The following is an 11,264-nucleotide window of genomic DNA, read 5'->3' as shown; positions in this document are numbered from 1 at the left end:
TGGCGTCCCCTAGGGGACTCGAACCCCTGTTACCGCCGTGAAAGGGCGGTGTCCTAGGCCACTAGACGAAGGGGACAAAACCTTCTGTACAACTGATCAGCGCTGAGAACTGATCGATTCAAAGCCGGTGTGGCCAGACCTTGAACCTGTAAATTGGTGGAGCTAAACGGGATCGAACCGTTGACCTCTTGCATGCCATGCAAGCGCTCTCCCAGCTGAGCTATAGCCCCTCATCGGTGAGGACGGGGCGAATCTTAATGGCGCTTTGGAAGTGTGTCAAATTTATTTTCAACAATTTCCAAAATTTTTTGCCGGGATAACAATCACTTACCGGCGAAACCCCGGAAAACCGGGGTTTCGCCGTGGTAGCAGGCTGATTAAGCGATAGCGCCCAACAGCTTTTCCCACTCTTTGTTTTCTTTCTTCGACACACCACCAAGCAAATCAAGGGCTTGGCGCAGACGGAAACGCGTGAGGTCCGGACCGAGAATTTCCATCGCATCCAGCACCGACACCGAACTCGCCTGCCCGGTGATCGCGGCAAACATCAGCGGCATGGCATCACGCAACTTCAACTCCAGGGATTCCACCACCGCCTGGATCGTCGCGGTGATCGCGTCCTTCTCCCACTGGCGCAGGCTCTCGAGTTTCCACAGGATCAACTGCATCAACTGGCGCACCTGGTCGCCCGAGAGCTTCTTGGACTCAAACAACTTAGGATCCGGGTTCACGCCCCCGGCAAAGAAGAAGCTGGCCAACGGCGCGACCTGGCTGAACGTCTCCACCCTGCCCTGCACCAGCGGCGCGATCTTCATCATGTACTCGGGGTTCAGCGCCCACTGCTGCACACGGCTGGCGAATTCTTCCACCGGCAGGTCACGCAACCATTGGCCGTTGAGCCACGACAGCTTCTCGATATCGAAGATCGGCCCGCCCAAGGAAACGCGGGACAAGTCAAAGTTGTCGACCATTTCCTGCAACGAGAACTTCTCGCGCTCGTCCGGCATCGACCAGCCCATGCGCCCCAGGTAGTTAAGCATCGCTTCAGGCATGAAGCCCATGCGCTCGTAGAAGGTCACCGAGGTCGGGTTCTTGCGCTTGGACAGCTTGCTCTTGTCCGGGTTACGCAGCAGCGGCATGTAGCACAGCTGCGGCTGCTCCCAACCGAAGTACTCGTAGAGCAGGATCAATTTCGGTGCCGACGGCAGCCATTCTTCGCCACGCAGCACGTGGGTGATGCCCATCAGGTGGTCGTCGACCACGTTGGCCAGGAAGTACGTCGGCAGGCCGTCGGTCTTCATCAGCACCTGCATGTCCATGCGGTCCCACGGGATCTCAACGTCGCCACGCAGCATGTCCGGCACCACGCACACGCCTTCACTCGGCACCTTCATGCGGATCACATGGGGTTCACCGGCCGCCAGGCGGCGCGCCACTTCTTCTTTGGACAGCAGCAACGCACGGCCGTCGTAGCGCGGGGTCTCGCCACGGGCCTGTTGCTCGGCGCGCATCTGGTCCAGCTCTTCAGCCGTGCAGAAGCACGGGAACGCGTGCCCCATGTCGACCAACTGCTGGGTGTACTGCTTGTAGATGTCGCTGCGCTCGCTCTGGCGATACGGGCCGTGCGGGCCGCCGACGTCCGGGCCTTCGGCCCAGGTAATGCCCAACCAGCGCAGGGCATCGAAGATCTGCTGTTCCGACTCGCGGGTGGAACGCAGTTGATCGGTGTCTTCGATCCGCAGGATGAATTCACCGCCGTGCTGCTTGGCAAAGCAGTAGTTGAACAAGGCGATGTAAGCAGTGCCGACGTGGGGATCCCCAGTGGGCGATGGCGCGATGCGCGTGCGGACGGTGGTCATGGCAGGTCTCGAATGGGCGATAAAACTGAAAATTGAAACAAGGGGCGAATGGTAACAGCCCCAGGTGGTTGGGCTCCAGCTTGGGTGATTCTGATGGACCGCGCCGCCCCTATCGCAGGCAAGCCAGCTCCCACCTCGAACTGCGAACGCGGTCAAAATGTGGGAGCTGGCTTGCCTGCGATGAGGCCAGGCCAGTCACCGCAAATCACACTGCCAGCAAACGCTCGCGCAACTTGCCAATCTCATCCCGCGTCTGCGCCGCGGCCTCGAACTCCAGGTCCCGCGCCAGTTGGTACATCTTCTCTTCCAGTTGGCGAATACGCTTGGTGATCTCACTCGGCGAGCGCAATTCGTTCTCGTACTTGGCGCTTTCCTCGGCCGCCTTCGCCATGCCCTTGCGCTTCTTGCTGCGCGAGCCCGGCACGGTAGCGCCTTCCATGATGTCGGCGACGTCCTTGAACACGCCCTTGGGCGTAATGCCGTTGGCCAGGTTGAACGCAATCTGCTTGTCCCGCCGACGCTCGGTCTCGCCAATCGCCCGCTCCATGGAGCCGGTGATGCGGTCCGCATACAGGATCGCGCGACCATTGAGGTTACGCGCCGCACGGCCGATGGTCTGGATCAACGAACGCTCGGAACGCAGGAAGCCCTCCTTGTCCGCATCGAGGATCGCCACCAGCGACACCTCCGGCATGTCCAGGCCCTCACGCAGCAGGTTGATGCCCACCAGCACATCAAAGGTGCCCAGGCGCAGGTCGCGGATAATCTCCACGCGCTCCACGGTGTCGATGTCCGAGTGCAGGTAGCGCACGCGCACGCCGTGGTCGGCCAGGTAATCGGTCAAGTCTTCGGACATGCGCTTGGTCAGCGTGGTGACCAGCACCCGCTCCTCCAAGGCCACGCGCTTGGTGATTTCCGAAAGTAAATCATCGACCTGGGTCAATGCCGGGCGGATTTCGATTTCCGGGTCCACCAGGCCGGTGGGGCGCACCAGCTGCTCGATCACTCGGCCCGCATGTTCGGCCTCATAGTTGCCCGGCGTCGCCGACACAAAGATGGTCTGCGGGCTGATGCTTTCCCATTCGTCAAAGCGCATCGGCCGGTTATCCAGGGCCGACGGCAGGCGGAACCCGTATTCCACCAGGGTCTCCTTACGCGAACGGTCGCCCTTATACATCGCGCCCACTTGCGGCACGCTGACGTGGGATTCGTCGATCACCAGCAGCGCGTCCGGCGGCAGGTAGTCATACAGCGTCGGCGGCGGCGCACCGGACTCACGGCCAGACAGGTAGCGCGAGTAGTTTTCGATGCCGTTGCAGTAGCCCAGCTCCAGGATCATCTCCAGGTCAAAGCGCGTGCGCTGCTCCAGGCGCTGGGCTTCCACCAGCTTGTTGTTGGAACGCAGGTACTCCAGGCGCTCGGCCAGTTCCACCTTGATGCCCTCGACAGCCCCCATCAGGGTTTCGCGCGGCGTCACATAGTGGCTTTTCGGATAGAAGGTAAAACGCGGCAGCTTGCGGATGACCTCGCCGGTCAGCGGGTCGAAGGCCGACAGGCTCTCCACTTCATCATCGAACAGCTCGATGCGGATCGCTTCCAGGTCGGATTCGGCCGGGTAGATGTCGATCACATCGCCGCGCACGCGGAAGGTGGCGCGGGCAAAGTCCATGTCGTTGCGGGTGTACTGCAGGCTCGCCAGGCGGCGCAGCAATTCGCGCTGGTCAAGTTTGTCGCCACGGTCGACGTGCAGCACCATCTTCAAATAGGTTTCCGGGCTGCCCAGGCCGTAGATGCAAGACACCGTGGTGACGATGATCGCGTCCTTGCGCTCCAGCAGCGCCTTGGTCGCCGACAGCCGCATCTGCTCGATGTGGTCGTTGATCGAGGCGTCCTTCTCAATGAAGGTGTCGGAGGACGGCACGTAGGCTTCGGGCTGGTAGTAGTCGTAGTAGGAAACGAAGTACTCCACCGCGTTGTTCGGGAAGAACGACTTGAACTCCCCGTACAGCTGCGCGGCCAGGGTCTTGTTCGGCGCCAGCACCAACGTCGGGCGGTTGATCTGCGCGATCACGTTGGCGATGCTGAAGGTCTTGCCCGAACCGGTCACCCCGAGCAACGTCTGGTGCGCCAGGCCGGCTTCAATGCCTTCGACCATCTGGCGAATGGCTTCCGGCTGATCGCCGGCGGGTTCGAAGCGGGTGACGAGCTGGAAATCCGACATAACGTACCTCGTGAAGTCACCCCAGACTCAAAACCGCCAGGGACGAAATAGCTCAGCAACCCGCGAATAGTCATCGCTGGTTGCAGGAAAAAACCATGATAGCTGTAGAAGTGGTGCCGAATGTGACGGGTTTCAAGGCAATCGCCCTACTGGCCATTCCGGATCAATGTTGCAATAAGACTAACGGTCAGCAAATAAACCGAAAAACTTGGCCGAAAAGCCGTTTCGGTTGTCGCCTCAGGCGGTGATGGCCTCTATACTAGCTCCCCGTTTGTGCACCGCTCTAGTGCATTCGGCTGGAGCGCGACACGTCCCTCCCTTCCCCCATAGAGCTGCCGCAAAAATGAGCCTGTTCTCCGCTGTCGAAATGGCACCACGCGATCCTATCCTGGGCCTCAACGAAGCATTCAACGCCGACACACGAACCACCAAGGTCAACCTTGGCGTAGGCGTTTACTGCAACGAAGAGGGGAAGATTCCACTCTTGCGTGCCGTTGCCGAAGCGGAAGCCATTCGCGTGGCGCAACACGCCGCCCGTGGCTACTTGCCAATCGACGGCATCGCAGCCTACGACAAGGCCGTGCAAACCCTGCTGTTCGGCGCTGAGTCGCCCCTGCTGGCCGCTGGCCGCGTCACCACCGTACAGGCCGTTGGCGGCACCGGCGCACTGAAGATCGGCGCAGACTTCCTCAAGCAACTGCTGCCAGATGCCGTCGTGGCCATCAGCGACCCCAGCTGGGAAAACCACCGCGCCCTGTTCGAAACCGCCGGTTTCCCGGTGCAGAACTACCGCTACTACGACGCCGCCACCCACGACGTGAACCGTGCCGGCCTGCTCGAAGACCTCAACGCCCTGCCGCCACAGTCCATCGTGGTGCTGCACGCCTGCTGCCACAACCCGACCGGCGTCGACCTGAGCCCGGCCGACTGGCAGAACGTACTGGACGTGGTCAAGGCCAAGAAACTCGTGCCGTTCCTCGACATGGCCTACCAGGGCTTCGGCGACGGCATCCACGAAGACGCCGCTGCGGTGCGCCTGTTCGCTGAGTCGGGCCTGACCTTCTTTGTGTCCAGCTCGTTCTCCAAGTCGTTCTCCCTGTACGGCGAGCGTGTGGGCGCACTGTCCATCGTCGGCGAGTCCAAGGAAGAAAGCGCGCGCATCCTGTCCCAGGTCAAGCGCGTGATCCGCACCAACTACTCCAACCCGCCGACTCACGGCGCGGCGATCGTGGCAGCGGTGCTGAATAACCCTGAGCTGCGCGCCCAGTGGGAAGCCGAGCTGGGCGAAATGCGCCTGCGCATCCGTGGCATGCGCGAGCAGATGGTCAGCGAGCTGGCCAAGGCTGCTCCGGGCCACGACTTCAGTTTTGTCGGTCGCCAGCGCGGGATGTTCTCCTACTCCGGCCTGACCGTTGAGCAAGTCACCCGCCTGCGCAGCGAGTTCGGCATCTACGCCCTCGACACTGGTCGTATCTGTGTGGCGGCGTTGAACCAGTCGAACATTGATGCTGTGACCAAGGCGATCGTTCAGGTGCTGTAAGCCTTTGCGGTTGTGAAAAAAGGGAAGCCATTGAGTGGCTTCCCTTTTTTAATGCCTGTCGCAAAAAGCCCGGCTCCCCTAGACTGAAGCCAAGCAGCAATCCCGTAGGAGCCCGGCTTGCCGGCGATGGCGCCCTTGAGCATGTCATCGCCGGCAAGCCGGCTCCTACAGGTGGTCCATTCCAAGGCGAGGTGGCGGGCGGTGGGTAGATCGACCGGCTCGAAGCGGATTTTATCGCCGGCCTTGAGCTGGCCCAGTTGCCATAAGTCCGCCTCGATCACCGTGACCGGGCACACGAAGCCGCCCAGGCTTGGGCCATCCGGCCCGAGGATCACCGGCATGTCCCCGGTGAAATCCACCGCGCCGATGGCGTAGGGGTTGTCATGGATGTTCGACGGGTGCAGGCCGGCCTCACCACCATCCGTGCGTGCCCACAATGGCTTGGGCCCAATCAACCGCACGCCGGTGCGGCTGGAGTTGAAATGCACTTCCCATTGAGTGGCGAAGAAGGTGTCGATGTACGCGGGCAGGAAGTATTCCGGCGCGCCGTGTGGGCCGTAGATCACCCGGATCCGGCGCACGTCTGGCAAGGGCTCTGGGACAATCTGTTGCCCGGCACTGGTGTCCTGCAACGGCAGCAGGTGCAACACATCCCCGGCCCGCAACGCGCGCCCGCCGTGCCCGCCAAACTGGCCGAGGGTGAAGGTGCTCTTGCTGCCCAGGTAGTCCGGCACCTGCAACCCGCCGCGCAGGCACAGGTAGCTGCGCGCACCGGCGCCCGCGATCGTGCCGAGGCTCAACACCGACCCGGCCGGGATCAGCAATGCGGTGTTCATCGGCACCGCTTGATCATCCAGCAACAGCGGGATTTCAGCCCCGGTGACGGCAACCACCGCCGCACAGTTGAAGCGCAGCAGTGGCCCGCTCATGGTGATTTCCAAGGCGGCGGTGCCTTCGCTGTTGCCCAGCAGGCGGTTGCCCAGGCGCAGTGCATGGCTGTCCATCGGCCCCGATGGCGGCACGCCCACGGCCCAGTAACCGAGACGACCTGGGTAGTCCTGCACGCTGGTCTGGGTACCGGCGCTGAGTACCTCGAACGTATCGGCGGTATAGACCAAACCTTCCAGGCAACGCGTCCATGGCCGGCCGCTGGCGAAGGGCGCGGCAAGCAGGATCTGGCGCAGGTAGTCGCGGTTGGTTTCCACGCCGTACAGCTGGCTGTCGTTGAGTGCATGATGCAGGGCCAGGCGCGCCTGTTCGCGGGTGGGCGCCCAGGTGATGAGCTTGGCGATCATCGGATCGAAGTAGGGCGGGATCTCGCAACCGGCCTCGACCCAGGTGTCGATTCGCAAACCCTCGGCCACCGGAAACTCTACCTGGGTCAACAAGCCAGGGCTGGGCTGGAAATCCCGGCCGGGGTCTTCCGCGTACAGGCGCGCCTGAATGGCATGGCCCTGAGGCGTTAACTCCAACTCACTCAGCGGCGGCATTTCTCCCGCCGCCAGTTGCACCATCCAGCGCACCAGGTCCACGCCCCACACCTGTTCGGTGACGCCATGTTCCACTTGCAGGCGCGTGTTCACTTCGAGGAAATAGAAGCGACCGTCGGCGCTGTCGAAGATAAATTCCACGGTGCCGGCACTGCGGTAGTTCACGGCTTTTGCCAGGGTGATGGCGGCCGCGCACAAGGCGTCTGCCATGCCGTCAGGCAAGTTCGGTGCCGGGGTTTCTTCGAGGACTTTCTGGTTGCGCCGCTGCACCGAACAGTCGCGCACGCCAAGGGCGACCACCTCGCCGGCGCCATCGCCGAATACCTGCACCTCCAGGTGGCGTGCGTGCTCGATGTACTTCTCGATAAACACACCGGCATCGCTGAAGTTGTTCTGCCCCAGACGCTTGACCGCCTCGAAGGACTCGCTCAATTCCATTGCACTGCGGCATACGCGCATGCCAATCCCGCCACCGCCGGCGGTGCTCTTGAGCATCACCGGGTAGCCCACGTTGTCGGCGGCCAGCAAGGCGGCTTCAAGGCTGTCCAGCAGTTCGGTGCCTTCCAGCAGCGGGATCTGATGCCTCTTGGCCAAGGCCCGCGCCGTGTGCTTGAGGCCGAACACACGCAGTTGCTCCGGTGTTGGACCGATGAAGGCAATGCCGGCGTTTTCACAGGCTTCGGCGAACGCCGCGTTTTCCGAAAGAAACCCGTAGCCCGGATGAATTGCCCGGGCACCCGTGGCCTTGGCGGTGGCGAGGATTTTCTCCACCGCCAGGTAAGTGTTCGCCGCCGCGCCTTCACCAAGGCTATAGGCTTCGTCGGCCTGCTGGATATGCAGGCTGGCCGCGTCGGCTTCGGCATACACGGCGACGCCTGTGACGTGCAGCTCGCGCAAGGTGCGCAGGATGCGGCAGGCAATGGCGCCACGGTTGGCGATCAAGACTTTTTCGAACATGGCAAAACCCTGCGGGCCGTCCCGCACAATGGGGCAAGCGCCCACGGTCGTCCGTGGCGCAAATCTATGGAGTCAATGTGGGGCCAATGTGGGAGCTGGCTTGCCTGCGATAGCGGTTTATCAGCCACCTGATTGGTTGGCTGGCATACCGCAATCGCAGGCAAGCCAGCTCCCACATTTGAACCTCATGGCCTACGCAGGCACTGCCCGGCGCGGGCCTGGCACAGGGTGAACAGCCATTGGCGCAGTTGCTTTACTCTCAGTTCCATACCAGCAGCTCCGCAGGGGTGGGGTTGTACGCATTGCACGGGTTGTTCAGTTGCGGGCAGTTGGAGATCAGCACGATCACGTCCATTTCCGCACGCAGGTCGACGTACTTGCCGGGGGCGGAAATCCCGTCTTCGAAGGTCAGCCCGCCGTCGGCCGTCACCGGCACATTCATGAAGAAATTGATGTTCGGCCCGATGTCGCCTTTACCCAGCCGGCCATCGTGGGCGCAGGCGCGCAGGTAGTTGTCGCGGCAGCTGTGCATGTAGCGTTTTTCCAGGGCGTAGCGCACCGTGTTGCTCTCCTGGGCGCAGGCGCCGCCGAGGGTGTCGTGGCGCCCGCAGGTGTCGTCGACGATGGTCAGCATCGGCTGGCCGAGGTTGGAATACAGCACGCTGCCGGTGCCCAGGTACACGCTGTTCTGCCGACGCAACGTGCGTTGCACGTCGTAGCGTTCGCGCGGGTTCTTGAGGCTGTAGAACAGCGTGTCGACGGCCTGGTTGCCTTCCAGGTCGAGGATGCGCAGGGTCTGCCCGGCCTTGACCTCCATCAGCCAGGGTTCACCGGCGGGAATGGTGGCGCGGTACACGGCCGCATCCGCTTGTTTGATTGCGATAGACATGGCAGCTCCTCAGGCGAACAGACGGTTGGTGTTGATAAAGCCGCGCTCGTTTTCCGGGCGCGAGGTGCGGCAGTGTTCGGCGACGCTGGGGTCGGCGTTCATCCAACTGAGTTTCAGCGGTTGGGGCGCGTAGTCGGGGTTGGGGTCCATCGGGTGTTGCAGGGCGGTGAGCACCACCAGGGTGTCCATCGGCGCATAGAGTTCGATGCAGTCGCCGGCTTTTGAATTACCCGGCACGAAATGCAAACCGCCCTCGCTGTCCACGTTGACGCGACTGAACAGGTTGAGGGTCATCAGCAGGTCGGATAGCCCCAGGCCCCATTTGCCCAGCTCCACCAGCAGGTTGTCGGTGCCGTTGCGAAAGAAGCCGTTGCGCAGTTCCTGATAGCGGCCCTGGCCGTACTTTTCGGCGACTTCGGCGGCGCAGAGCACGCCGCCAATGCTGTCACTCCAGCCGCAGGTGTCGGCGGTAATGGCAGCCAGTACGCGGCCCATGTCCGAGTACAGGCAGTGGCCCGCGGTGAGCTTGGCGGTGTGTTGGCATTTGAGGCTGTCGGGCAGGTTCAGGCGCTCGGTTTTTTCGTTGGCGTTGAGCAACGTCAGGCTGACGTTGGCGCCACCGCGCAGGTCGGTCAGGCGCAACAGTTGGCCGCGCTTGAGCACGAAGGAACGGTGGCCGCCACCGGGGAGCATTTCCTCGGCGAAGGGGGTGAACAGGTGGGTGGATTCGGTCATTTGGAAGTCGCTCCAAGTTCAGCGGCGAGCGCCTTGCGGCGGTCGCTGTTCAAAGGGATGTCGTAGGTGATGCGGGCGCCATAGGCGCCGGGGGCGTGGGGGTCGACGCGGACCTTGTCGAATACCAGCAGGCGGGTGCCCAGGCTGAAACCTTCGCTGAGGTCGTGGGTGACCATGAACACGGTCAGTCGGGTTTCGCGCCACAGTTCCAGCAGCAACTGGTGCATGTCTTTGCGAATGCCCGGGTCGAGCGCGCCGAAGGGTTCGTCCAGCAGCAAGACGCGGGGCTTCATGATCAGTGCCTGGGCGATCGCCAGGCGCTGTTGCATGCCCCCGGAGAGTTGCGCCGGGTACTTGTCGAACGCATGGCCGAGGCCGACTTTTTGCAGCAGGATGGCGGCCTGTTCGCGGGCGTCTTTCTTGGCCTTGCCCAATAGCCGGCCAAGGAAGCGTGAGCGCGGCAGTTCAAGGCCCAGGGCAACGTTGTCGAGCACGCGCAAGTGCGGGAACACCGAGTAGCGCTGGAACACCACGCCACGGCTGGCGTCCGGCTCGGCGGCGAGGGCTTTGCCGTCGAGCAGGATCTGGCCCTTGCTCGCGGTTTCCTGGCCGAGCAGCAGGCGCAGGAAGGTGGACTTGCCACACCCGGAGGTGCCGACCAAGGTGCAGAACTCGCCTTCGTTGACGTGCAGGTTGAGCCCTTCGAGCACCACCTGGTCGCCATAGCGCTGCCACACATTGTTGACGCTGATAAAGCTCATGGCCGCGCTCCCTCGTACCAGGGGAACGCACGTCGGGTCAGGGCCTTGAGGCCCCAGTCCATCAGCCAGGCGAGCAAGGTGATCCACACCACGTAGGGCAGGATCACGTCCATCGCCAGGTAGCGGCGCACCAGGAAGATCCGGTAGCCCAAACCGTCGGTGGAAGCGATGGCCTCGGCCGCAATCAGGAACAACCACGCCGAGCCCAGCATCAGCCGCAGCGAGATCAGCAGGCGCGGCAACAGTTGCGGCAAGACCACACGCAGCATCAGGGTCCAGGTGGAGGCGCCGAGGGTCTGCGCCTTCACCAGCAGCTCGACGGGAATTTCCCGTGCGCGCTGTTCCAGGTCGCGGGCCAGCGCCGGGGTGATGCCGATCACGATCAGCATCACTTTGGACAACTCCCCCAGCCCGAACACGATGAACAGAATCGGCAGGATCGCCAGCGGCGGCACCATCGACAACACCGTCAGCAACGGTGACAGCGGCGCGCCGAACAGCGGCAAGGTGCCGGCCGCAATGCCCAGGCACAGGCCAGCGAGGGCGCTGATGCCCAGGCCAATGCCCAGGCGGCGCAGGCTTGACGCGCTGTCTTGCCACAGCACGTATTCACCGGTGCGCGCGTCGGCACTGAATGCCAGGCGTTTTATGGCGTCGCCCATTTGCACGGCGCTGGGCAGCAGCTTGTCGTTGGGGTTGTCCGCCAGTCGCTCGGCCGAGCCCACGAAGTAGGCGAACAGCAGCAGGGCGAACGGCAGCAGCACCAACAACAGGCGGCTGGAGCGTTCCGGGTGACGGTTGATCAGGCGCAT

General features: G+C 62.7%; 7 protein-coding genes, 2 tRNA genes and 1 pseudogene. 1 reads left to right on the top strand and 9 read right to left on the bottom strand.

The window, feature by feature from the left end; all coding sequences use genetic code 11:
- The 4 genes from AC07OV_RS27035 to uvrB all read right to left on the bottom strand — a co-directional run bounded on the left by AC07OV_RS27035 (window position 1) and on the right by uvrB (window position 4,080).
- Window positions 1–76, bottom strand: a tRNA-Glu gene (locus tag AC07OV_RS27035).
- 78 nt (window positions 77–154) lie between these two features.
- A tRNA-Ala gene (locus tag AC07OV_RS27030) sits at window positions 155–230 on the bottom strand.
- 147 nt (window positions 231–377) lie between these two features.
- Complete coding sequence (gene gltX, locus AC07OV_RS27025) at window positions 378–1,859, bottom strand: glutamate--tRNA ligase (RefSeq protein ID WP_025856465.1); 1,482 nt, start codon at window positions 1,857–1,859, stop codon at window positions 378–380.
- Between the two features lie 205 nt (window positions 1,860–2,064).
- Window positions 2,065–4,080, bottom strand: a complete 2,016-nt coding sequence (uvrB, locus tag AC07OV_RS27020; RefSeq protein ID WP_176998708.1) for an excinuclease ABC subunit UvrB — start codon at window positions 4,078–4,080, stop codon at window positions 2,065–2,067.
- A 343-nt stretch (window positions 4,081–4,423) separates the two neighbouring features.
- Between uvrB and AC07OV_RS27015 the strand changes: the two genes are divergently transcribed.
- On the top strand, window positions 4,424–5,620 hold the full coding sequence (locus AC07OV_RS27015) for an amino acid aminotransferase (protein WP_176998707.1): 1,197 nt from the start codon (window positions 4,424–4,426) through the stop codon (window positions 5,618–5,620).
- 146 nt (window positions 5,621–5,766) lie between these two features.
- Here AC07OV_RS27015 and AC07OV_RS27010 read toward each other — a convergent pair.
- The 5 genes and pseudogenes from AC07OV_RS27010 to AC07OV_RS26990 all read right to left on the bottom strand — a co-directional run.
- Window positions 5,767–8,067, bottom strand: a pseudogene (locus AC07OV_RS27010) (5-oxoprolinase/urea amidolyase family protein); the annotation flags it as partial.
- A gap of 259 nt (window positions 8,068–8,326) precedes the next feature.
- Window positions 8,327–8,956, bottom strand: coding sequence for an urea amidolyase associated protein UAAP2 (locus AC07OV_RS27005; protein ID WP_494997673.1), 630 nt, complete (start codon window positions 8,954–8,956; stop codon window positions 8,327–8,329).
- A gap of 9 nt (window positions 8,957–8,965) precedes the next feature.
- Window positions 8,966–9,691 carry an urea amidolyase associated protein UAAP1 gene (locus tag AC07OV_RS27000; protein WP_494997674.1) on the bottom strand — a complete coding sequence of 242 codons (726 nt, stop codon included), beginning with the start codon at window positions 9,689–9,691 and terminating at the stop codon, window positions 8,966–8,968.
- Window positions 9,688–10,452, bottom strand: a complete 765-nt coding sequence (locus tag AC07OV_RS26995; RefSeq protein WP_495093322.1) for an ABC transporter ATP-binding protein — start codon at window positions 10,450–10,452, stop codon at window positions 9,688–9,690. The genes AC07OV_RS27000 and AC07OV_RS26995 overlap by 4 nt, the downstream gene beginning before the upstream one ends.
- On the bottom strand, window positions 10,449–11,264 hold the full coding sequence (locus AC07OV_RS26990) for an ABC transporter permease (RefSeq protein WP_494997676.1): 816 nt from the start codon (window positions 11,262–11,264) through the stop codon (window positions 10,449–10,451). Before AC07OV_RS26990 ends, AC07OV_RS26995 begins: the two co-directional genes overlap by 4 nt.

Source organism: Pseudomonas sp. GW821-FHT09A09 (genome assembly GCF_059418405.1).
The sequence above is the reverse complement of the archived record's forward strand: the minus strand, read 5'-3'. Positions and strand labels throughout refer to the sequence as shown.